Source organism: Bradyrhizobium sp. CB1717 (genome assembly GCF_029714325.1).
In the GTDB taxonomy this organism is placed as follows: domain Bacteria; phylum Pseudomonadota; class Alphaproteobacteria; order Rhizobiales; family Xanthobacteraceae; genus Bradyrhizobium.
The window spans coordinates 4,421,708-4,442,346 of the sequence record NZ_CP121666.1; the positions used below are offsets into that span (position 1 = coordinate 4,421,708).

Consider the following 20,639-nt stretch of genomic DNA (forward strand, 5'->3'; position numbering starts at 1 on the left):
TAAGAAGGGTTTTGCCATGATCTCACTCGCCGACCTCCAGCGCCGCATCGAAGCGGGCGAGCTTTCGCCCGAGGCCGCCATCGCCCAGTCGCACGCGGCGATCGAGGCCAAGGAGAAAGACGTTCGCGCCTTCGTCCGGCATGACAAATCCGCGAAGGCGCAGGCCTCCGGCCCGCTGCGCGGCATCGCGGTCGGGATCAAGGACATCATCGACACCGCCAACATGCCGACCGAGATGGGCTCGGAGATCTATCGCGGCTGGCAGCCGCGCTCGGACGCGCCTGTTGTGATGATGCTGAAGCGGGCGGGGGCCACCATCATCGGCAAGACCACGACCACAGCGTTCGCCTCGAGCGATCCGACCCCGACGCTCAATCCGCACAATCTCGGCCATACGCCGGGCGGCTCGTCCTCGGGGTCGGCGGCAGCGGTCGGTGCTGGCATGATCCCGCTGGCGCTGGGTACCCAGACCGGCGGCTCGGTGATCCGGCCGGCCGCTTATTGCGGAGCTGCCGCGATCAAGCCATCGTTCCGGATGCTGCCGACAGTTGGCGTGAAGTGCTATTCGTGGGCACTCGATACGGTCGGCCTGTTCGGATCACGCGCAGAAGATCTCGCGCGCGGGCTTTTGGCGATGACCGGCCGCACCGAATTCTCCGGTATTACGCCGGCGAAAGCGCCGCGCATCGGCGTGGTCAGGCAGGAGTTTGCCGAGGCCGTGGAGCCGGCGGCAGAGGAGGGCTTGCAGACGGCGATCAAGGCGGCCGAGAAGGCCGGCGCCAGCGTGCAGACCATCGATCTGCCCGAGGCGGTCAAGGAAGCCTGGCGCATCCACCCCATCATCCAGAACTTTGAGGCGCATCGCGCGCTGGCCTGGGAGTTTGACGCGCGTCACGACGAGATCGCGCCGATCCTGCGCGCCAGCCTCGATGCGACGGTCGGGATAACCCCGAAAGACTATGACGAGGCGCGGCGGATCAGCCGGCGCGGCCGCCGCGAGCTCGGCGAGCTGTTCGAGGGCGTCGACGTGCTCCTGACCTATTCGGCGCCGGGCACCGCGCCGGCCAAGGCGCTCGCGACCACAGGCGATCCCCGCTACAACCGGCTGTGGACGCTGATGGGCAATCCATGCGTCAACGTGCCGGTGCTGAAGGCCGGCGGCCTGCCGATCGGCGTGCAGGTGATCGCACGCTTCGGCAATGACGCGCATGCGCTGGCGACGGCGTGGTTCCTGGAGGAGGCGCTGGCGAAGTCAGGCTAGCGCGGGTTCGCTGGCAGCGATGCGTTGGCCGGATGCAGGTGGGGCTGCGCCGGCGACCGCGCCTTGTCCGAGCCAGCGCTCGGCGGCCTCGCGGCCGCTCCGGTGCAACAGGCGAATGAAGCCGCGGCCGAGATCGGTCGATGAGCGTTGCGCCAGCCCCTCAACGGCGTCTTCCGCCGCGATCCTGGAGAGCCGCAGCGAAGGTGCCGTCTGCGACTGAGCCCATGCGATGGCCGCGACCTCTGCATTGAGCGCGGCGTTGGCGGCGATCTGGTCGAGCCGGCGGTCGATCGCGGCAAGCGTGATCGGCACGTAGCTGTCACGCGACGGCGTGACCTGGACCAGCAGCACGTCGGTCGCTGCGGTTTCCTGCACCATCATCAGCAGCGGCGGATTGCCGCCGAAGCCGCCGTCCCAATAGGCCTCGCCATCGATCTCGACGGCGCAGTGCACGAGCGGCGGGCAGGTCGAGGCCAGCGCGACGTCCGCCGTGATGGCCTCGTTGCGGAAGATCTGTTGCTGCCCGTCGCGGATCCGGGTCGCCGCGATCAGGAGTTTTGGCGATTTCGCCGCGCGCAGCGCCGCGAAATCGATGTCGCGCGACAGCGCCTGCCTGAGCGGATCGAGATCGAACGGATCGAACTGGCCGGAGCGCAGCGTCGGCCCGAACGCGACCGAGCTTCCCGCCGGCGAGAAGCCGCCGACCAGCATCAATGAACGGAACGAGGCCTCATGCATCAGGCGGACCCAGAACCGGTTCAGCCGGCTGCGGGCGGCTTCACGGCCGCCATCGGCGAGGCCGGAGGCGAGCAGGAGCGCATTGATTGCGCCGGCGCTGGCGCCGCTGATGGTGTCGATTTCGATATCCGGCTCTTCCAGCAGCCGCTCCAACACGCCCCAGGTGAAGGCGGCGAAGGTGCCGCCGCCCTGGAGGGCCAGCGAGAGTCTTCGCGGCGGCCATTGTCTCGACGGAGTCCGGTCGGGCGCAACAGGCGCGGCGACGGCGATCGCCTCGACAGGACGCGGCGGTTGCGCGGCCGGAACAGGCAGCGGCGCCGGCGGTGCAACGGAGGCAGGCTCTGGAGTGGGAGGCGGCGAGGGAGCACCGGACCAGATGTCCGTTGCAAAGAGCAGCCGACTTGCCGCGGTGCGCGCGGCACCTTGCGAACCACCGTCCATCTGCGCGCCGACAATCTTCTCGCTCATTCTGAGCAACCGCGTAACGCCATCTTCCACGTCAGGATGACAGGCATGGAACCCGTCCGCTACAGCCTGCCGCGAGTGGTGCGGAAGTTGCGAACAGGATTTGGCATATAATGCGGAGATGGTGCGGCGGTATCCGTACTTTTTCCCGCTTTAGGCCTTCTCGCCGATCCGGCTTTCCTTGCCCGATTGCAGCCGCTTGATGTTCTCGCGATGCGCGTAGAACAGCAGCAGCGTCAGCACCGCGAACAGCGCAGACAGAGCGAGATGGCCGAACCACCATAGGAACACCGGCGTGATGAAGGACGCCACCAGCGCCGAGAGCGAGGAATAGCGGGTGGTGAAGGCGGTCGCCAGCCAAAGCAGGCAGAACACCACCGCGGCCGGCCAGAACAGTCCGAGCAGGATGCCGATATAGACCGCGACGCCCTTGCCGCCCTTGAACTTGAGCCAGACCGGGAAGAGGTGCCCGAGGAAAGCGCCGAGCCCCGCCACCATCGCCGCATTGGGGCCGGCGATGTAGCCACAGATCACCACGGCCACGGTGCCCTTGAGTGCATCGAACAGCAGGGTGCCCGCGGCAAGGCTCTTGCGCCCCGTGCGCAGAACATTGGTGGCGCCGATGCTGCCGGAGCCGATCGAGCGGATATCCTGCGTGCCGGCGAGTTTGGTGAGGACCAGCCCGAACGGGATCGAACCGAGCAGGTAGCCGATGACGAAGGCCACCGGCAGGAAGGCTTCAAGCCCCATGGCTGGATCTCCAAAGGCCGCATCCGCATGTCGAATCGAGGCGCCACGCATGATCCCGCACGTCAGACATGTTCGTACACCGTCCGTCCGCCGACAATGGTGCGCACCACGCGGCCTGTAAAGCGGGCCTCGTCGAACGGGGTGTTCTTGCAGGGCGATTTGAGGTCGGCGGGATCGACCACCCAGGGCACATCGGGGTCGATCACGATGACATCCGCAGGCGCACCCGCGCGCAAGGTTCCGCCCGGCAAGCCGAGCAGCTCGGCCGGCCTGGTCGACATCGCCCGGATCAGCGTCTTGAGGTCCAGCTCGCCATTGTGCACCAGCCGCAGGCCGGCGGGCAGCATGGTCTCCAGGCCGATGGCGCCGGGGGCGGCCTCCGCGAACGGCAGGCGCTTGACCTCGACGTCCTGCGGATTGTGGTCGGACATGATGACGTCGACGAGGCCGGAGGCGATCGCCGCCACCAGCGCGCGGCGGTCGTCCTCGGTGCGCAGCGGCGGCGACAGTTTCAGGAAGGACCGGTAGGGGCCGATGTCGTTCTCGTTCAGCGCAAGATGGTTGATCGAGACCGAGGCGCTGACGGCAAGGCCGGCATCGCGGGCGCGCTCGAGGATATCGAGCGAGTCGATGCAGGACAGCGAGGCTGCGTGATAGCGGCCGCCGGTCAGCGCGACGAGGCGCATGTCGCGCTCGAGGATCACCGCCTCGGCGGCACTCGGGATGCCCATCAGGCCCAGCCGCGATGCGAACTCGCCCTCGTTCATCACGCCTTCGCCGACAAGATCGGGGTCCTCCGTGTAGTGCACGATCAGCGCGTCGAAATCGCGCGCGTACGTCAGCGCGCGGCGCATCACCTGCGCATTGGTCACGCTTCTGTCGCCATCGCTGAAAGCCACGGCGCCCGCGGCCTTCAGCAGGCCGAACTCGGTCATCTCCTGGCCGTGCATGCCCTTGGTGAGCGCCGCCATCGGCTGGATGTTGACGATCGCGGTGTCGCGGGCGCGGCGCATCACGAAGTCGACGGTTGCCGAGTTATCGATCACCGGAGACGTGTCGGGCTGACAGATGATGGTGGTAATGCCGCCGGTCGCAGCCGCCTGGCTCGCGGTGGCGAAGGTCTCGCGATGGCTGAAGCCGGGCTCACCGACGAAGGCGCGCATGTCGATCAGGCCCGGCGCGACGACCTTGCCGGCGCAGTTGACGATGTCGGTGCCCTCGGGGACGCCGGCCGCGCCAATGCCGCGTCGGGTCTCGCGGATGGTGCCATCGGCAATCAGGACGTCGCCGACACCGTCGAAATCCCTGGCGGGATCGATGACGCGGGCGTTGGCGAGCAGGATGGGGCGGCGGTCGGTCAGCATGGGCATCACGCGTTCGGCAGGTTACGGGCGAGCGCTTCCAGCACCGCCATGCGGACGGCGACGCCCATCTCCACCTGTTCGCGGATCAGGGACTGCGCGCCGTCGGCGACCGCGGTGTCGATCTCGACGCCGCGGTTCATCGGGCCGGGATGCATCACGAGGGCGTCCGGCTTGGCGTAGGCGAGCTTCTTCTGGTCGAGCCCGAAATAGTTGAAGTACTCGGAGGTCGACGGCACGAAGGAGCCGTTCATGCGCTCGCGCTGCAGCCGCAGCATCATGACGATGTCGGCGCCGTTGAGACCCTCGCGCATGTCGCGCGCGACCTCGACGCCCATCCGCTCGATGCCGGGCGGCAGCAGCGTGGAGGGGCCGACGACGCGGACGCGGGCGCCCATGGTGTTGAGCAGGATGATGTTGGAGCGGGCGACGCGCGAATGCAGCACGTCGCCGCAGATCGCGACCACGAGCCCCTCGATGCGGCCCTTGTTGCGGCGAATGGTGAGCGCGTCGAGCAGCGCCTGGGTCGGATGCTCATGCGCGCCGTCGCCGGCATTGATCACGGAACCGTCAACCTTGCGGGCCAGCAGTTCCACCGCGCCGGAGGCGTGATGGCGCATCACCAGGATGTCCGGGTGCATGGCGTTGAGCGTCATCGCGGTGTCGATCAGCGTCTCGCCCTTTTTGATGGACGAGGAGGCGACCGACATGTTCATGACGTCGGCGCCGAGCCGCTTTCCGGCGAGCTCGAACGAGGACTGGGTTCGGGTGGAGGCCTCGAAGAAGAGGTTCACCTGCGTCCGTCCACGCAGGACGGTGCGCTTCTTGTCAACCTGACGGTTGAGCTCGACATATTCTTCGGACAGGTCGAGGAGGCCGCTGATGTCGGCCGCGGAAAGGCCCTCGATGCCCAGCAAATGCCGGTGGCCGAGGACGAAGGTCGATTTCGATGTCATTAAAAGCAGAGCTATAGGCGCGGACCGGGGGTGGGGCAAGGGGCAAAGAGCAGGACCGGAGTTATCCCCTGATCTGTCGCCCACTCGGTCATTCCGGGATGGCGCGCAAGCGCCAGACCCGGAATCTCGAGATTCCGGGTTCGATGCTTCGCATCGCCCCGGAATGACGCTGAAGGACGTGGAAGCATCGTGAAAACAATTCTTGCAGCTTTTATATCAATCGTCGCCATCTCCGCCGCCCACGCCCAATCGCTCCCCGGCGGCTTCGTCTATCTGCGCGACATCGATCCCACCATCGTCCAGGACATCCGCTACGCCACGTCGAACAATTTCGTCGGCCGTCCGCTCGCCGGCTACGGCGCCGGCGAGTGCGTGGTGAAACGGGAGGTGGGGCTGCGGCTGAAGGCGGTGCAAGAGGAGCTGGCGGCGCAAAATCTGTCGCTCAAGATGTTCGACTGCTACCGGCCGGCGCGGGCCTCGCTCGACATGGTCAAGTGGTCGCAGAACGGCCACGAGACCGCCGCCGAGCGGCGCTACAATCCAAAGATCCCGAAGACCGAGCTGTTTCGCCTCGGCTACATCGCGAGCCGCTCGCAGCATTCCACCGGTGCGGCGCTCGACCTCACGCTGGTCGATCTCAAGGCCGACAATTCCGGCAAATATGACCCGACCAAGACCTACGCCGATTGCACGGCGCCGGTCGAGGCGCGGGCGCCCGAAGGCAGCGTCGACATGGGCACCGGCTACGACTGTACCGACGCCAGGGGCCATACCGCAGCACCGTCGATCACACAGGAGCAGCGGGCCTGGCGCAGGCGGCTGGTGGCTGCGATGGCCAGGCAAGGCTTTGTGAACTATTCGAAGGAGTGGTGGCACTTTTCCCTGCCGGGGGCGGGCGGGGCGGCCTATGATTTCCCGATCCAGCCGCGCCGGAGCTGATTCCGCGCCGAGGACGCAAGATGACCCAGCCCGCATTTTCGACCCACGAGGTCTTCAACCAGTCGCCGCCATTCGAGGACGTCGATCTGTTTGCCGTGGACCGACCGCTGGTCGACGCGGTCAAGGCCAATGGCGGTGCGGCGGCGGAGCGGGAGTTGTCGGAGTTCGGCAGGCATTGGGGCTCGGTCGCGATGGCCGATCGCGGCCGCGTGGCGAACGAGAACACGCCGAAGCTGCGGACGTTTGATGCAAAAGGCAACCGGCGCGACCAGGTCGAGTTTCACCCCTCGTATCACGAGCTGATGGCGCACAGCGCGCATGCCGGCGTGCACAATTCGACCTGGACGGCGGACGGAAGACCTGCAGGCGATGCCGCCGAGGTCATCCGGGCCGCAAGGTTCTACATCGCCGCGCAGGTCGAGACCGGCCATCTCTGCCCGATCACGATGACGCGCGCCTCCGTCGCGGCGCTCGCGATGCAGCCGGATCTGCTCGCGCGTGTGATGCCGGTGCTGTCGACCAGAAGCTACGATCCCGCCTTCGCGCCGTGGTGGGAGAAGCGCGGCATGACGCTCGGCATGGGCATGACGGAGAAGCAGGGCGGCACTGACGTCCGCGCCAACATGACGCGCGCGGTGCGCGACGGCGATGCCTATCGCATCACCGGCCACAAATGGTTCATGTCGGCGCCGATGTGCGATGCGTTCCTGGTGCTGGCGCAGGCCAATAGCGGGCTGACCTGTTTCTTCATGCCGCGCTTTGCGCCTGACGGTTCGGTCAATGCGATCCAGTTCCAGCGGCTGAAGGACAAGCTCGGCAACCGCTCCAATGCCTCCTCCGAAGTCGAGTTCGTCGGGGCCTATGCGCAAGCCGTCGGCGAGGAGGGCAAGGGCATCCGCACCATCATCCAGATGGTGCAGCTGACGCGGCAGGATTGCGCGATCGCCTCCGTCGGCCTGATGCGTTCGGGCCTCGCCCATGCGCTGCATCACGCGCGTCATCGCAGCGTATTCCAGAAACATCTTGCCGATCAGCCCTTGATGCAGGCCGTGCTCTCGGACATGGCGCTGCATGTGGAGGCGAGCGTGGCGTTGGTGATGCGGCTCTGCCGCGCCTTCGACCGGACCCCGCACGACGCGTCGGAGGCCGCCTATATGCGGCTGCTCACGCCCGCGATCAAATACTGGACGTGCAAGAGCGCGCCGGCATTTCTCTATGAGGCGATGGAGTGCCTCGGCGGCAACGGCTATGTCGAGGACGGCATTTTGGCGCGCCACTACCGGGAGTCGCCGGTCAACGCGATTTGGGAGGGCTCAGGCAACGTGATGTGCCTCGACGTGCTCCGCGCGCTCGCGCGCGAGCCGGAGGCGGCGACGGCCGTGCTGCAAACGCTTGCGGCCGAGACCAAAGGTCTGCCGGGCGCCGGCGAGGCGGCCGCATTCATCGGCAAGACGTTTCGGCGCGCCGACGGCGAGCGCGTCGCGCGCCTTGCGGTCGAGAAGCTGGCACTGCTTGCCGCGGCGGCTGCGCTCAATGGCGTGTCGCCGCACCAGGCCGAACTGTTCGCCGCCACGCGGCTCGCAACGAGCCACGCCAGCATGTATGGCGCGGTCGAGCTCGATAGTGGCGACGTGCGTACGCTGCTGGAGCGGGCATTGCAGTGAGCCTCCCCAACGAAAGCCTCCTGATGGACTCCCTCAATCCCGATCATCCGCCGCTCGTCATGACGCCTGCGCCGCCGCGCGTCTGGAAGTTTTGGGGCACGGCGCTGTGGGGCCTCTTCATCTTCTTCGCGATGTTCGTCGGCCAGGTCGGGGCGATCGTCCTGCTGGTCGTGCTCCGCGGCGTTCCCCTCGACATGGCCTCGCTCCAGTCGATCGGTCACGAGCCCCAGGCGCTGGCGCTGTCGGTGATCACAGGGCTGCCGGCGACGCTGGCGGCGGTGTGGCTCGCCATCAGCATCAAGAGGGCGTCCTTCGTCGACTATCTCGCGCTCTATTGGCCGTCGTGGAAGCAACTGTTGTTCGGAGCAGTCGGTCTCGTCCTGATCGTCCTGGCCTGGGAGGTGGCGTCGCGATCGCTCGGCCGCGAGGCGACGCCGGGCTTCATGACCGATCTGTTGAAATCGGGCCGCGACAAGGGCGCTGCGCTCCTGCTGCTGGTCGCCTTCAGCGTGGCCGCGCCGATTTCGGAAGAAGTCCTGGCGCGCGGCTTCCTGTTTCGCGGCTGGTCGGCGAGCTTTTTGCGCGTGCCCGGCGCGATTCTGCTGTCGTCGCTGGTGTGGACAATCGTGCACCTGCAATACGACATGTATTTCCTCGCCGAGGTGTTCACCATCGGCCTGTGGTTCGGCTACATGCGCTACCGTGCTAATTCGCTCTGGCTGACAACCATCCTGCACGCGCTGAACAACATGACGGCGGTGGTGCTGACGATGTGGTTGGGGAGTTGAGGCGGCAGGTGTTGCCTCGCACTCCGTCATTGCGAGCGCAGCGAAGCAATCCAGATTACCTCCGCGGAGACAGTCTGGATTGCTTCGTCGCAAGGGCTCCTCGCAATGACGACGGAGAGAGAGCGTGTTCGCAATGACCAGGTCTAGGCCACCAGCGCAATTGCGACCGGCATCGTGATCGCCGCCAAAATCGTCTGCAGCGTGATGATCTGCGCCAGCAGCGGCGCATCGCCGCCCATCTGGCGGGCCAGCACATAGGCGCTGGGCGAGGTCGGCACCGCCGCGCAGATCGCGACGATCGCGAGGCTGTTGCCTGACAGCCCGAAACAGGCGGCAAGCACCAGCGCGAGCACGGGCATCAGGACCAGCTTGAATGCCACCCCGATCGCCGCACCCGTGCTCGGGCGGAGCAGGCCCTTGAGCTGCAGGCCGGCGCCGGTGACGAGCAGGCCGATCGCCAGCGAGGAGCGGCTGAGCGCGTCCGCCACCTCGTGCCAGATCTTCGGTAGCGGCAGATGAACGACGTTGATGACGAGGCCGATCACGCAGGCCCAGATCAGGGGATTGCGGATCACCGTCATGACGATGGCGCGGGCGGACTGCTTCTCGGGCGCTGCGTAATGTGCAAGCACGGCGACGCTGAAGACGTTGACCAGCGGAATGATCGCAACCATCGCCACGGAGGCGAGCGCCAGCCCGACATCGCCGAACATGTTGGCGGAAACAGACAGCGCGACATAGGTCTGCCAGCGCGTCGCGCCCTGGAAGATCGACGTGAAGGCGGGGCCGTCAATGTCGAGCCGCGACAGCGCGGGGCGGAGCGCGAGGCAGAGCAGCGACATCGCCAGTGCCGACAGCAGCAGCGCGCCGCCGACGCCGGCGACCGGCACTTTTGAAAGGTCCGCCTTCACCAGCGTCTGGATCAGCAGCATCGGGAACAGCACGAAATAGGTCAGCCGCTCCAGCCCGTGCCATTGTGTGTCGAGCCGCATCAGGCTGTGCCGGAGCACCACGCCGAGCACGATGAGGATGAAGACCGGCAGCAGCGCCGCGATCACGACGGCCATGGGATCAGCCGGCGCGCAGGTTTGCGAGGCGGTCGAGCGCGCCTTGCAGGATGAAGATCGCGGCGTGCTCGTCGATGACCTCGGCGCGCTTGGCTCGGCTGACGTCCATGCCGATCAGCTCGCGTTCGACGGCCGCGGTCGACAGGCGCTCGTCCCAGAGGCCGATGGGAAGCGCGGTGAGGCCGGCGAGGTTGCGGGCGAAGGCGCGGGTGGATTGCGCGCGCGGGCCCTCGCTGCCGTCCATATTGATGGGAAGGCCGAGCACGAAGCCGACCACCTTGCGCTCGGTCGCGATCGCAAGGAGCCGTGCGGCATCCTGCTTGAACTGCTTGCGCTGGATGGTCTCGACGCCGGTGGCGAGCCGCCGGTCCGGGTCGGACACGGCGACGCCAATGGTCTTGGTGCCCAAATCAAGCCCGACCAGCGCACCGCGTTCGGGCCAGTGGGTTGCAGCATCGACGAGAGGCAGGATAAGAGCCGGCATGGCCTTAGCGCATATCACGCGTCGCGCTGCGGAGTGAACCCTCGACAATGGATGCACTGACACTATTCGGCCTATTTGCCGTGACGGCGATGCTGGTCTGCTATGCCCTGGAGGACCGCAGCCACTGGTTCGTGCTGCTGTTCGCGGCGTCCTGCGCGCTCGGCTCGGCCTACGGCTTCCTCCAGGGCGCCTGGCCGTTCGGCCTCGTCGAGGCGATCTGGACCGCGGTTGCATTGCGGCGGTGGCATCTGAGGCCGCGGTGACGGCGGGGCGGGCGAGGGGGCTGCCGGACAGCAAGCGGATCCTCGCCCGGGTCTTGGATCAGCAGGTCGCGATCGGGATCAGCGGATCGCGATCGGGTTGATCATCGCCTGCACGCCGCCGGTCCAGCGCGGCTGTCCCAACACGAACAGGAATTCATAGCCCTTGTCCCGGGCGAGCGCGGCGGTGTCCATGTTCTCGAGGATGTAGGTCCCGTTCATGGCGAGCAGGATCTGGTGCACCTCGAACACGTTCTTGGATTCGAACGGCAGCACCTCGAGCGCCCAGGTGTCGGCGCCAACAGCGACGACGCCCTTGCCGGTCAAGTACTTCGCGCCTTCGACGCCGAGACCGGGCTCGCCGGCCGAGTAGCGCTTGTCATCCTTGCCGATCAGGCTGAGCCAGCCGGTGTGGAAGATGACGACGTCGCCCTGGCGGATCTCGACGTTCTGCTGCTTGGCGGCTTCCTCGATCTCCTTGACGTTGAAGGCGGTACCTTCCTTGACGATGTCGGTCTTGAAATAGGCGGCCATGTCGAGCAGCACGCCGCGGGTGACCATCGGCGGCACCTTCTCGATGCCGAGCTTCTTCAACCCGGTGGGATCGGCGAAATCGGCAAGCTTGTTGCCGTTGTAATAGACGTGCTCGACGCCGAGATGGCCGAGCCCGTCGAGCTGGCTGCCGATGCCGACCCAGGTATCGAGGATGTCGTCGTTGTAGGTCGCCTTGTTGGGACCGAGGCCCGGGCTGCCGGCCTGTCCCGGCTGCACCACCGTGATCTTGAAGGTGCGTGGCGGATAGGCGGGTGTCTGCGACGTGACGGGAATGCCGAGGGCGTAGGTCTTGCCGGTCTTCACCAGAGAGGCGGCCTTCACCACGAGCTCGGGCGTCATGTAGTTGGCGGCACCGATCTCGTCGTTCGGCCCCCATTTTGATTTGGTCCAGTCCTGGGCGCTTGCAGTTCCTGATATCGCCGACAACGCGGCGACGCAGCACAACACGAGCGTATTGCGCATCGATAGTCCTCCCGATGTTTTGGCTTCGTTTATGGTTTCGCGCTGGCCAGTCACTCATCCTAACGTAGAATGATCGCGCGCTTCAAAGCTTTTTGAAGTGCTGCGCTGCGATGGCAGACGCGGCGCGGATCGATTCAAACACGATGGATTTGTGACGAATTTCGTGGCGTGGAACGTTCGCGTCGCATCAGGCCGCGATGACGTCGTCATCCTTCTCCAGGCAGGCGATGAAACCTTGTAGCGCGCTGTATTGATGTCCGGTGCTGCGCTGAATGAAGAGTGTCTCGGCGCGCGCATGCGAGGAGCTCAGCGTGTGAATGGAGACGCTTCCGTTCATCGCGCTGCGTTCGACGACCGCGCGCGGCAGCAGCGTCACGCCCATGTCGGCGGCGACACAGCCGATCATGCCGTCGAGCGTACCAAGCTCGAAGCGTGCGGCCGACGGCCAGCCGAACTCGACGAACACCTGCTCGAGCCGCTGGCGATAGGTGCAGCCGGTGCGAAACACCAGCGCGGTCGGACCCGACTCCGGCGTGCCGGCGCGCAGCTCGGGCAGCGACGTCCAGCGCCGCGCGCTGAGCAGCACCAGCTCTTCGCGGAAGGCGCTCGTCGCCGTGAGGTCGGCATGCGCGATGGGACCTGCGACGAAGGCACCGTCGAGCGTGCCGTCGAGCACGCCGGCGACGAGGTCGGCGGTGGTGGCGGTGCGCAAGGTGAGGCGCACGGCGGGGAAGCGACGGTGGAAATCGGCGAGGAGTGGTGGCAATCGCACCGCTGCCGTTGTCTCCATCGAGCCGATCGCCAGCGGTCCCTTCGGTTCGCCGTCGTCGCGCGCGGCCAGCACGGCCTCGCGCGATAGCGCGGCCATCCGCTGCGCGTAGGGGAGGAGACGTTTGCCGGCGCCGGTCAGTGTCATGCCGCGGCTGTGGCGTTCGAACAGCGGCGTGCCGATCTCCGCCTCCAGTGCCTTCACGCGCTGGGTGACGTTCGATTGCACCGTGTTGAGCTCTTCCGCGGCGCGGGTGATGCCGCCGGTGCGGGCGACCACGGCAAAGGTCTGGATGTCGCTGAGTTCCATGGCATCGTTTCGCTTTTGAGATGGCAGCGTTCGTAACAATTCATTTTTCGAGAATGCTAGTCGCGCCTAATCTCGCTGTCCAGATCGGAGAGAGACCATGCCGCTTGCGACGTCGCTGACCACGCTGCTCCAGATCAGGCATCCGATCCTGCTGGCGCCGATGGATGTCGTCGCCGGCAGCCGTCTGGTCTCCGCTGTGAGCCGTGCCGGCGGCTTCGGCATTCTCGGCGGCGGCTATGGCGAGCGGGCGTGGCTGGAGCAGGAGACCGCGAAGCTCGCCGAACTGTCTGCGCCATTCGGGATCGGCTTCATCACCTGGAGCCTCGCCAGAAGGCCCGAGCTGCTCGATGTCGCGCTTGCTGCAAAGCCATCTGCGATCATGTTGTCGTTCGGCGATCCCGCGCCGTTCGCAGCAAAGATCAAGTCTGCCGGTGCGCGCCTGATCTGTCAGGTGCAGGACGAGGTGATGGCACGGCAGGCGCTCGACGCCGGTGCCGACATCCTGATCGCGCAGGGGACGGAGGCGGGCGGTCACGGCGCCTCGCGCACCACCGTCGATCTGGTGCCTGCGATCGTCGATCTCGCCGCGGGCCGTGTGCCTGTCGTCGCGGCCGGCGGCATCGCGGACGGGCGCGGGCTCGCCGCGATGATGATGCTGGGCGCGAGCGGCGTGCTGCTCGGCACGCGCTTCTATGCGAGCCAGGAGGCTGACGGCGCGGAGGAGGCCAAGCGGCGCATCTGCGCAGCGAACAGCGGCGCGACGGTGCGCGGCATCATCTTCGATCTCTCCCGCAACAATGTCTGGCCGGCGCCGTTCACGGGACGGTGCCTGGTCAACGACCATGCGCGGCGCTGGATCGGGCGCGAGGTCGAGCTGATGCAGAATGTCGCCGCAGTCGCGGCTGAATATGCGGCGGCAAAGGCGGCAGGCAATTTCGATGTCGCAGCCGTGATCGCGGGCGAGGCGGTCGGATTGATTCATGATATTCCACCGGCGGCGGAGATCGTGGAGCGGATTGCGGTTGAGGCGGAGCAGGTAATGGACGGCCGGAGAAACTCCGCCGCTTCTTTCCCTTCTCCCCTTGTGGGAGAAGGTGGCGCGGATGCAATCCGCGCCGGATGAGGGGTTTCTATCCGCGGCGAACAAAATCAAATTGGAGAGGTCTGCTTCCGCGGATGCAAACCCCTCACCCGTCTCGCCGCTACGCGGCGATCCACCCTCTCCCACAAAGGGGAGAGGGGAAGAGCGAATACGAGGCAAGAACCATGTGGCCTGACCGTCGACTGATCGACCTCTTCAAGACCGAATTCCCGATCGTGCTGGCGCCGATCGCGGGCGCGATGGACGCAAAGCTAGCGATAGCGGCGGCACAGGGCGGCGCGCTCGGCTCGTTGCCGTGTGCGATGCTGTCGGCCGAGAAGGCGCGCGAGCAGGTCAACATCATCCGCCAGCATGTCTCCGCGCCGCTCAACATGAACTTCTTCGCCCACAAGCCGCGCGAGCTTTCGGCCGAAGCCGAGGCGCGCTGGAAGCAGCGCCTGGCTTCCTATTACGCCGAGTATGGTCTCGATCCTGCCGCGCCGATCGCGGGCGCCGGCCGCGCGCCATTCGATGCCGCGTTCTGCGAGGTGGTCGAGGAATTGAAGCCGGAGGTCGTCAGCTTCCATTTTGGCCTGCCGGAGCCCAGACTGCTTCAGCGCGTGAAGGCCACGGGCGCCATCGTCATGTCGTCGGCCACGATCGTGAAAGAGGCGATCTGGTTGGAGGAGAACGGCGCCGACGTCATTATCGCGCAGGGCGCCGAGGCGGGCGGCCATCGCGGCATGTTCCTGACCGAGAATGTCGCCGGGCAACCCGGCACTTTCGCGCTGGTGCCGCAGGTGGTCGACGCGGTGAAGGTGCCCGTCATCGCGGCCGGCGGCATCGCCGACGGACGGGGCATCGCGGCGGCTTTCGCGTTGGGGGCTTCCGGGGTGCAGATCGGCTCAGCATATCTGCGCTGCCCGGAGTCCACGGTGAGCCCGGCAGCGCGCCTGGCGCTGGCACGGGCGGGGGACGATTCGACCGTCATCACCAATGTGGTGTCCGGCCGTCCAGCACGTGGCGTCCCCAACCGTGTCATGCGCGAGATCGGCCCGATTTCGCCGGATGCGCCGGTATTCCCGCATGCCGCGACTGCGCTCGGACCGCTGAAAGCTGCTGCCGAAAAGCAGGGCAAGATCGATTTCACCAATCTCTTTGCCGGACAGGCCATCGCCCTCGGCCGCGAGGCCCCCGCGGCCGAATTGACCCGGGAGTTGGCCAAATCGGCCCTGGCCCGCCTGAAAGCGCTGGCCGGATAGGCCTCTGGGGCCGGTTGCGGCGCAAAAGCGGCCTCTGCTATACGGCACATAGGTTTTGCCGTGAGAGGCCCTTATATAATGTCCGTTGACGCCGCTACCGTCCGCCGCATCGCGCATCTGGCGCGCATTGCGGTTTCCGAGGACGAGGTTCCGCATCTGCAGGGCGAGCTCAACGCCATGCTCGCCTTCGTCGAGCAGCTCTCGGAGGTCAATGTCGAGGGCGTCGAGCCGATGACCTCGGTCACCCCGATGCAGATGAAGAAGCGGCAGGACGTGGTCAATGACGGCGAGATCGCCGACGATATCGTTGCCAACGCGCCGGCGACCGAAGGTCACTTCTTTCTTGTGCCGAAGGTCGTAGAGTAACTTTTAGGACGTGGTCCGATGTGTCTGCTTTGCGACGATGAGAAGGCCTATCAGGCCTACATGAATTACCTCGACAAGATGGAGCGGCAGGGCAAGGCCGCCGATCCCAATGTCGCCGTCAATGCCGTGCTCGACGAGATCGAGGCGGCCGCGAAAGCCGCCGCCAAAAAAGACGACCCGACCAACGACAAAACCCTGTCTCCGTTCTTCTGCAGCCCGATCAATAAATGACCGATTTGACATCGCTGACGCTCGCCGAGGCCCGCAAGGGACTCGCCGACAAGACTTTCACGTCACTCGAGCTGACCGACGCGCATCTTTCCGCGATCGAAGCCGCGCGCGTGCTCAATGCCTTCGTGCTGGAGACGCCCGATCAGGCGCGCAGCATGGCGCGCGAGGCCGACGCCAGGATCGCCAAGGGTGATGTGGGTCCGCTCGCCGGCATCCCGCTCGGCATCAAGGATCTGTTCGCGACCAAGGGCGTGCGCACCACGGCGTGCTCAAAGATCCTCGGCAATTTTGTGCCGACCTATGAGTCCACCGTCACCTCACAGCTCTGGCGCGACGGCGCGGTGATGCTCGGCAAGCTCAACAATGACGAATTTGCGATGGGCTCTGCGAACGAGACCTCGTGCTTCGGTCCCGTCGGCAATCCCTGGAGGCGCGACGGCAGCAACACGACGCTGGTGCCGGGCGGCTCGTCCGGCGGCTCGGCCTCGGCGGTGGCGGCGCTGCTGTGCATGGGGGCGACTGCGACAGACACCGGCGGCTCGATCCGCCAGCCGGCGGCGTTCACCGCAACCGTCGGCATCAAGCCGACCTATGGCCGATGCTCGCGCTGGGGCGTCGTCGCCTTTGCCTCCTCGCTCGACCAGGCAGGTCCCATCGCACGCAGCGTGCGCGACAGCGCGATGCTGCTGCGCTCGATGGCCGGGCACGATCCGAAAGACACGACCTCGGTCGACATCCCCGTGCCGGATTACGAAGCCGCGATCGGCAAGTCCGTGAAGGGCATGAAGATCGGCATCCCCAAGGAATATCGTCTCGACGGCATGCCGGCCGAGATCGAGAAGCTGTGGAGCGAGGGCGCGGCGTGGCTGAAGGCGGCGGGTGCCGAGCTCGTCGAAGTGTCGCTGCCGCACACGAAGTATGCGCTGCCGGCTTATTACATCGTGGCGCCGGCGGAGGCGTCCTCCAACCTCGCGCGCTATGACGGCGTCCGCTATGGCCTGCGCGAGCAGGCCAAGAACATCATCGAGCTCTACGAAAACACCCGCGCCGAAGGTTTTGGCGCCGAGGTGCGCCGCCGCGTCATGATCGGCACCTATGTGCTGTCGGCCGGCTATTACGACGCCTATTATCTGCGCGCCCAGAAGGTGCGTACGCTGATCAAGAAGGACTTTGAGGATTGCTTCGCCAAGGGCGTCAACGCGATCCTCACCCCGGCGACGCCGTCGGCCGCCTTCGGCATCGGCGAGAAGAGCGGCGAAAATGCGGATCCGGTCGAGATGTATCTCAACGACATCTTCACGGTGACCGTGAACATGGCGGGCCTGCCAGGTATCGCCGTGCCCGCCGGCAAGGATACGCAGGGCCTGCCGCTCGGCCTGCAGCTGATCGGCCGTCCATTCGAGGAAGAGACGCTGTTCTCGCTCGGCGAGGTGATCGAGCAGGCGGCCGGCCGCTTCACGCCCGCGAGGTGGTGGTGACGATGGCGGCGTTCATCGCCAGCCTCGACGACGCAGCACCTGCGCCGGAACTCGGCGCACCGCTCACCGGCCTCTGGTGGGCCGCCAAGGGCGACTGGGATCGTGCGCACAGGATCGTTCAGGACGACAACAGCCGCGAGGCCGCCTGGGTGCACGCCTACCTGCATCGGGTCGAGGGTGATCTCGGCAACGCCGGCTATTGGTATCGCCAGGCCGGACAGCCCGTGGCAAAGGATTCGCTTGAAGCAGAATGGCAGCGCATCGCCAACGCGCTGAGTGGGAGTGCGCCCGCATGAGCGAGTCTGGATTCAAGGGGCCCAAGGCGAAGCCCGAGGATCTGTTCGGCCGTTTTCGCGAGATCGTTTCCGATCCCCTCAACCTTCTGATCGAACGCGTCCCGATGGCTGGCCATGTCGAAGGCGACCAGGTCTATCTGCATAACGGCCTGAAGGTCCCGGGCATCGGGCCCGGCGCGTATTACGGACCCTTCAGCAGCGTGCTCATCATCAATCGCGGCGTCCACGAGCCGCTCGAGGAATACGTCTTTCAGGAGCTGCTGAAGCGGCTGGGCGAGACGCCTGCGATGATCGAGCTCGGCGCCTATTGGGGCCACTACTCCATGTGGCTCAAGAAGGTCCGCCCCAAGGCAGAGGTCATCCTGGTCGAGCCGGATCCCGCTTGCCTGAAGACCGGTCAGGATAATTTCGCGCGCAACGGACTGAAGGGTGAGTTCATCAAGGCCTTCGTCGGCGACGGCAAGTTCGAGGTCGACGCCTTCTTTCGGGACAGGAAGATCAAGCATATCGACATATTGCATGCCGATATCCAGGCCTTTGAAATCGAGATGCTGCAAGGCGCGGAGAGCGTGCTGACCAAGCGCCGCGTCGATTATCTGTTTATTGCAACCCATTCGCAGGCCCTCCATCGCGAGGTGGTCGATCGTCTCAAGGCGCAGGGCTATCGGGTCGAGATATCCAGCGATTTCGAGGACCAGAGCACTTCATTCGACGGCTTCGTGTTTGCTTCCTCTCCGGAGGTCGCGGCGCTGTTCGGAGAGATCGAGGCGATGGGCCGCCCCGAGATCGCGCTGCGCCGGCCGGCCGACGTGCTTCGGTCGCTCAACGGGTTTCTCGACGCGAGTGAACGGCGAACAGCCAACGGACCAGTAACGCCATGAACGCATCCGCCACCCCCCACAAGCTTCTCAAAGGCGCCACCGGTGACTGGGAGATGGTCATCGGCATGGAGATCCATGCCCAGGTGACCTCGAACGCGAAACTGTTCTCGGGCGCCTCCACCGCGTTCGGCGGCGAGCCGAACAGCCACGTGTCGCTGGTCGATGTGGCGATGCCGGGCATGCTGCCCGTCATCAACGAGGAATGCGTCAGGCAGGCTGTCCGGACCGGGCTCGGTCTCAACGCGACGATCAATCTGCGTTCGGTGTTCGACCGGAAAAACTATTTCTATCCGGACCTGCCGCAGGGCTACCAGATCAGCCAGTACAAATCGCCTGTGGTGGGCGAGGGCGAGGTGCTGGTCGAGCTCGACGGCGGCCGCAGCGTCACCATCGGCATCGAGCGCCTGCATATCGAGCAGGATCCCGGCAAAATGCTGCACGACCAGTCGCCGTCGCTGTCCTTCATCGACTTCAACCGCTGTGGCGTGGCGCTGATGGAGATTGTCTCAAAACCGGACATCCGCGACGCCGAGCAGGCCAAGGCCTACGTGACCAAGCTGCGCTCGATCATGCGCTACCTCGGCACCTGTGACGGTGACATGGAGAAGGGATCCTTGCGCGCCGATGTGAACGTTTCCGTGCGCAAGCCCGGCGGACCGCTCGGCACCCGCTGCGAAATCAAGAACATGAACTCGATCACCTTCATCGGCCAGGCGATCGAGTATGAAGCGCGGCGCCAGATCGAGATCATCGAGGATGGTGGGCAGATCGAGCAGGAGACGCGTCGGTTCGACCCCGACAAGGGCGAGACGCGCTCGATGCGGTCGAAGGAAGAGGCGCATGACTATCGCTACTTCCCCGATCCCGACCTCTTGCCGCTCGAGTTCAGCCAGGCGTTCGTCGACGAGCTGAAAGCGAAGCTGCCGGAGCTGCCGGACCAGAAGAAGGCGCGCTTCGTCGCCGATTTCGGCCTGTCGGCCTATGACGCGAGCGTGCTCGTCGCCGAGCGCGAGAGCGCGGTGTTCTACGAGACGGTGCTCGACAAGCTCGCCAGCCGTGCGCGCGACGGCAAGATGGCGGCGAACTGGGTGATCAACGAGCTGTTCGGCCGCCTCAACAAGGAAGGCCGGGATATTACGGGCTCTCCGGTCAATGCCGAGCAGCTTGCTGCGATCATCGACCTGATCGGCGAGGGTACGATCTCCGGCAAGATCGCCAAGGATCTGTTCGAGATCGTCTGGCAGGAAGGCGGCGACCCGCGCGCGCTGGTCGAAAGCCGCGGCATGAAGCAGGTCACCGACCTCTCGGCGATCGAGAAGGTGGTCGACGACATCATCGCGGCCAATCCCGACAAGGCCGCGCAGGTGAAGGACAAGCCGCAGTCGCTCGGCTGGTTCGTCGGCCAGGTGATGAAGGCGTCGGGCGGCAAGGCCAACCCGCAGAGCGTCAACGACCTGCTCAAGTCCAAGCTCGGCCTCTAGCCTCACGCGTTCGCACGAGGTGACGGACACGCTCCGTCACCTCGTGCGACGTCGAGATGAGACGCGCACACACATCGCCAGCAGCGAACTTCATCCCGTCGAGGTCACGCCGCGGATGCGAATCGCGGGCCGCGCGATTCGCGCGAAACGGCGACTTGCACGTGCTCCGACGAGCGCTTCCGCCGTTAAGCATGAAAATAATTTCATTGCCAAAATTCGCGACTCAGAGTCCGCGACTCGCCTCTGCGAGGCGATAGCGCGCATTGCAGTGCACTTCATCGCACTGATCACGCGTGATGTGTGTGCGCAGAATAGTACTTGCTGCATAGAGTTTTTTTGCAATCACCGCGCTGGACGACGTCGATGCTGCGAGAAGCATTTGCAATTGCAGACGCGTGTCTCTGCGTGTCGGCAAATCAAGCGCGGCTGGCGCACGCGCACCGCGCCGTCAACACTTCCTTAAGTGAGAAGATGTTTTTTTCGTCGTGTTGGTGTATTTGGGGTGAGTGCATTCGATCCCCGAGTGCACGCAGCGATTAAAGCCATCTCACACATCGGAGGGCAACATGGCCAAGAAAGCGAAGAAGGCGAAGAAGGCGAAGAGCGCAGTGAAGAAGACTGCGAAGAAGACCCGCAAGGTCGCGAAGAAGAAGAAGTAACTTCGCTTCTGAAGTTGCCGGCTCTTAAAGCAGCCGGCACGTCATCAGCGCCTCCCAGAGGTTCTGGTCGACGATA

General features: G+C 65.5%; 21 protein-coding genes. 13 read left to right on the forward strand and 8 right to left on the reverse strand.

Annotation, left to right across the window (positions count from 1 at the left end; translation table 11 throughout):
- Nucleotides 1–16: 16 nt before the first annotated feature.
- On the forward strand, nucleotides 17–1,261 hold the full coding sequence (locus tag QA649_RS21075; protein ID WP_283025844.1) for an amidase: 1,245 nt from the start codon (nucleotides 17–19) through the stop codon (nucleotides 1,259–1,261).
- Here the strand turns inward: QA649_RS21075 and QA649_RS21080 are convergent.
- From QA649_RS21080 to QA649_RS21095, 4 genes are all read right to left on the reverse strand, one after another.
- A complete protein-coding gene (locus QA649_RS21080) occupies nucleotides 1,253–2,467 on the reverse strand; it encodes a patatin-like phospholipase family protein (RefSeq protein ID WP_283025845.1) in 1,215 nt (404 codons plus the stop codon). The genes QA649_RS21075 and QA649_RS21080 overlap by 9 nt on opposite strands.
- A gap of 150 nt (nucleotides 2,468–2,617) precedes the next feature.
- Nucleotides 2,618–3,214, reverse strand: a complete 597-nt coding sequence (gene plsY, locus QA649_RS21085; RefSeq protein WP_283025846.1) for a glycerol-3-phosphate 1-O-acyltransferase PlsY — start codon at nucleotides 3,212–3,214, stop codon at nucleotides 2,618–2,620.
- A 62-nt stretch (nucleotides 3,215–3,276) separates the two neighbouring features.
- Nucleotides 3,277–4,578: a dihydroorotase gene (locus QA649_RS21090; RefSeq protein WP_283026062.1), complete on the reverse strand. Its 1,302-nt coding sequence runs from the start codon at nucleotides 4,576–4,578 to the stop codon at nucleotides 3,277–3,279.
- A 5-nt stretch (nucleotides 4,579–4,583) separates the two neighbouring features.
- Entirely contained in the window at nucleotides 4,584–5,531 is a 948-nt protein-coding gene (locus tag QA649_RS21095; protein ID WP_018644545.1) for an aspartate carbamoyltransferase catalytic subunit, read from the reverse strand.
- Nucleotides 5,532–5,729: 198 nt separating this feature from the next.
- Here QA649_RS21095 and QA649_RS21100 point away from each other — a divergent pair, with 198 nt between their 5' ends.
- Genes QA649_RS21100 through QA649_RS21110 form a run of 3 tightly spaced genes read left to right on the forward strand, consistent with a single transcriptional unit; the run spans nucleotide 5,730 to nucleotide 8,922 of the window.
- Entirely contained in the window at nucleotides 5,730–6,470 is a 741-nt protein-coding gene (locus tag QA649_RS21100; RefSeq protein WP_283026063.1) for a M15 family metallopeptidase, read from the forward strand.
- A gap of 20 nt (nucleotides 6,471–6,490) precedes the next feature.
- The gene (locus tag QA649_RS21105; protein WP_283025847.1) at nucleotides 6,491–8,134 is read left to right on the forward strand and encodes an acyl-CoA dehydrogenase family protein; all 1,644 of its coding nucleotides are present in this window, start codon (nucleotides 6,491–6,493) and stop codon (nucleotides 8,132–8,134) included.
- Nucleotides 8,135–8,157: 23 nt separating this feature from the next.
- The gene (locus QA649_RS21110; RefSeq protein ID WP_283026064.1) at nucleotides 8,158–8,922 is read left to right on the forward strand and encodes a type II CAAX endopeptidase family protein; all 765 of its coding nucleotides are present in this window, start codon (nucleotides 8,158–8,160) and stop codon (nucleotides 8,920–8,922) included.
- Between the two features lie 143 nt (nucleotides 8,923–9,065).
- Here the strand turns inward: QA649_RS21110 and QA649_RS21115 are convergent, their stop codons facing one another.
- Both QA649_RS21115 and ruvX read right to left on the reverse strand, forming a co-directional pair.
- A complete protein-coding gene (locus QA649_RS21115) occupies nucleotides 9,066–9,989 on the reverse strand; it encodes an AEC family transporter (protein ID WP_283025848.1) in 924 nt (307 codons plus the stop codon).
- 4 nt (nucleotides 9,990–9,993) lie between these two features.
- Nucleotides 9,994–10,473 (reverse strand): Holliday junction resolvase RuvX, encoded by a 480-nt coding sequence (gene ruvX / locus QA649_RS21120; protein WP_283025849.1) that lies wholly within the window; start codon nucleotides 10,471–10,473, stop codon nucleotides 9,994–9,996.
- Between the two features lie 47 nt (nucleotides 10,474–10,520).
- On the opposite strand from ruvX, the gene QA649_RS21125 reads away from it, so the two are divergent.
- Nucleotides 10,521–10,736 carry a hypothetical protein gene (locus QA649_RS21125; RefSeq protein WP_283025850.1) on the forward strand — a complete coding sequence of 72 codons (216 nt, stop codon included), beginning with the start codon at nucleotides 10,521–10,523 and terminating at the stop codon, nucleotides 10,734–10,736.
- 78 nt (nucleotides 10,737–10,814) lie between these two features.
- Here QA649_RS21125 and QA649_RS21130 read toward each other — a convergent pair whose 3' ends face one another.
- Together QA649_RS21130 and QA649_RS21135 are read right to left on the reverse strand one after the other, a co-directional pair.
- The gene (locus tag QA649_RS21130; protein WP_283025851.1) at nucleotides 10,815–11,750 is read right to left on the reverse strand and encodes a cyclase family protein; all 936 of its coding nucleotides are present in this window, start codon (nucleotides 11,748–11,750) and stop codon (nucleotides 10,815–10,817) included.
- 187 nt (nucleotides 11,751–11,937) lie between these two features.
- Nucleotides 11,938–12,828, reverse strand: a complete 891-nt coding sequence (locus QA649_RS21135; RefSeq protein WP_283025852.1) for a LysR family transcriptional regulator — start codon at nucleotides 12,826–12,828, stop codon at nucleotides 11,938–11,940.
- A 97-nt stretch (nucleotides 12,829–12,925) separates the two neighbouring features.
- Between QA649_RS21135 and QA649_RS21140 the strand changes: the two genes are divergently transcribed.
- From QA649_RS21140 to gatB, 8 genes are all read left to right on the forward strand, one after another.
- On the forward strand, nucleotides 12,926–13,951 hold the full coding sequence (locus tag QA649_RS21140; RefSeq protein ID WP_283025853.1) for a nitronate monooxygenase: 1,026 nt from the start codon (nucleotides 12,926–12,928) through the stop codon (nucleotides 13,949–13,951).
- Nucleotides 13,952–14,094: 143 nt separating this feature from the next.
- Complete coding sequence (locus QA649_RS21145) at nucleotides 14,095–15,171, forward strand: nitronate monooxygenase family protein (protein ID WP_283025854.1); 1,077 nt, start codon at nucleotides 14,095–14,097, stop codon at nucleotides 15,169–15,171.
- Nucleotides 15,172–15,249: 78 nt separating this feature from the next.
- Nucleotides 15,250–15,537, forward strand: coding sequence for an Asp-tRNA(Asn)/Glu-tRNA(Gln) amidotransferase subunit GatC (gene gatC / locus QA649_RS21150; protein WP_008548395.1), 288 nt, complete (start codon nucleotides 15,250–15,252; stop codon nucleotides 15,535–15,537).
- An 18-nt stretch (nucleotides 15,538–15,555) separates the two neighbouring features.
- Nucleotides 15,556–15,768, forward strand: a complete 213-nt coding sequence (locus tag QA649_RS21155) for a hypothetical protein (protein WP_283025855.1) — start codon at nucleotides 15,556–15,558, stop codon at nucleotides 15,766–15,768.
- The gene (gatA, locus tag QA649_RS21160) at nucleotides 15,765–17,246 is read left to right on the forward strand and encodes an Asp-tRNA(Asn)/Glu-tRNA(Gln) amidotransferase subunit GatA (RefSeq protein ID WP_283025856.1); all 1,482 of its coding nucleotides are present in this window, start codon (nucleotides 15,765–15,767) and stop codon (nucleotides 17,244–17,246) included. The genes QA649_RS21155 and gatA overlap by 4 nt, the downstream gene beginning before the upstream one ends.
- 2 nt (nucleotides 17,247–17,248) lie before the next feature.
- Entirely contained in the window at nucleotides 17,249–17,542 is a 294-nt protein-coding gene (locus tag QA649_RS21165) for a hypothetical protein (protein WP_283025857.1), read from the forward strand.
- Nucleotides 17,539–18,423 carry an FkbM family methyltransferase gene (locus tag QA649_RS21170; RefSeq protein ID WP_283025858.1) on the forward strand — a complete coding sequence of 295 codons (885 nt, stop codon included), beginning with the start codon at nucleotides 17,539–17,541 and terminating at the stop codon, nucleotides 18,421–18,423. The genes QA649_RS21165 and QA649_RS21170 overlap by 4 nt, the downstream gene beginning before the upstream one ends.
- Nucleotides 18,420–19,904, forward strand: coding sequence for an Asp-tRNA(Asn)/Glu-tRNA(Gln) amidotransferase subunit GatB (gene gatB / locus QA649_RS21175; RefSeq protein ID WP_283025859.1), 1,485 nt, complete (start codon nucleotides 18,420–18,422; stop codon nucleotides 19,902–19,904). Before QA649_RS21170 ends, gatB begins: the two co-directional genes overlap by 4 nt.
- Nucleotides 19,905–20,639 lie beyond the last annotated feature (735 nt).

Coding starts and splice junctions, on each gene's coding strand:
- QA649_RS21110 (WP_283026064.1), top strand. CDS start 8,158: ATGGACTCCCTCAATCCCGATCATCCGCCGCTCGTCATGACGCCTGCG.
- gatC (WP_008548395.1), top strand. CDS start 15,250: ATGTCCGTTGACGCCGCTACCGTCCGCCGCATCGCGCATCTGGCGCGC.
- gatA (WP_283025856.1), top strand. CDS start 15,765: ATGACCGATTTGACATCGCTGACGCTCGCCGAGGCCCGCAAGGGACTC.
- plsY (WP_283025846.1), bottom strand. CDS start 3,214: ATGGGGCTTGAAGCCTTCCTGCCGGTGGCCTTCGTCATCGGCTACCTG.
- ruvX (WP_283025849.1), bottom strand. CDS start 10,473: ATGCCGGCTCTTATCCTGCCTCTCGTCGATGCTGCAACCCACTGGCCC.
- QA649_RS21140 (WP_283025853.1), top strand. CDS start 12,926: ATGCCGCTTGCGACGTCGCTGACCACGCTGCTCCAGATCAGGCATCCG.
- QA649_RS21165 (WP_283025857.1), top strand. CDS start 17,249: ATGGCGGCGTTCATCGCCAGCCTCGACGACGCAGCACCTGCGCCGGAA.
- QA649_RS21145 (WP_283025854.1), top strand. CDS start 14,095: ATGTGGCCTGACCGTCGACTGATCGACCTCTTCAAGACCGAATTCCCG.
- QA649_RS21090 (WP_283026062.1), bottom strand. CDS start 4,578: ATGCTGACCGACCGCCGCCCCATCCTGCTCGCCAACGCCCGCGTCATC.
- QA649_RS21105 (WP_283025847.1), top strand. CDS start 6,491: ATGACCCAGCCCGCATTTTCGACCCACGAGGTCTTCAACCAGTCGCCG.
- QA649_RS21170 (WP_283025858.1), top strand. CDS start 17,539: ATGAGCGAGTCTGGATTCAAGGGGCCCAAGGCGAAGCCCGAGGATCTG.
- QA649_RS21075 (WP_283025844.1), top strand. CDS start 17: ATGATCTCACTCGCCGACCTCCAGCGCCGCATCGAAGCGGGCGAGCTT.
- QA649_RS21095 (WP_018644545.1), bottom strand. CDS start 5,531: ATGACATCGAAATCGACCTTCGTCCTCGGCCACCGGCATTTGCTGGGC.
- QA649_RS21135 (WP_283025852.1), bottom strand. CDS start 12,828: ATGGAACTCAGCGACATCCAGACCTTTGCCGTGGTCGCCCGCACCGGC.
- QA649_RS21125 (WP_283025850.1), top strand. CDS start 10,521: ATGGATGCACTGACACTATTCGGCCTATTTGCCGTGACGGCGATGCTG.
- QA649_RS21130 (WP_283025851.1), bottom strand. CDS start 11,750: ATGCGCAATACGCTCGTGTTGTGCTGCGTCGCCGCGTTGTCGGCGATA.
- gatB (WP_283025859.1), top strand. CDS start 18,420: ATGAACGCATCCGCCACCCCCCACAAGCTTCTCAAAGGCGCCACCGGT.
- QA649_RS21115 (WP_283025848.1), bottom strand. CDS start 9,989: ATGGCCGTCGTGATCGCGGCGCTGCTGCCGGTCTTCATCCTCATCGTG.
- QA649_RS21080 (WP_283025845.1), bottom strand. CDS start 2,467: ATGAGCGAGAAGATTGTCGGCGCGCAGATGGACGGTGGTTCGCAAGGT.
- QA649_RS21155 (WP_283025855.1), top strand. CDS start 15,556: ATGTGTCTGCTTTGCGACGATGAGAAGGCCTATCAGGCCTACATGAAT.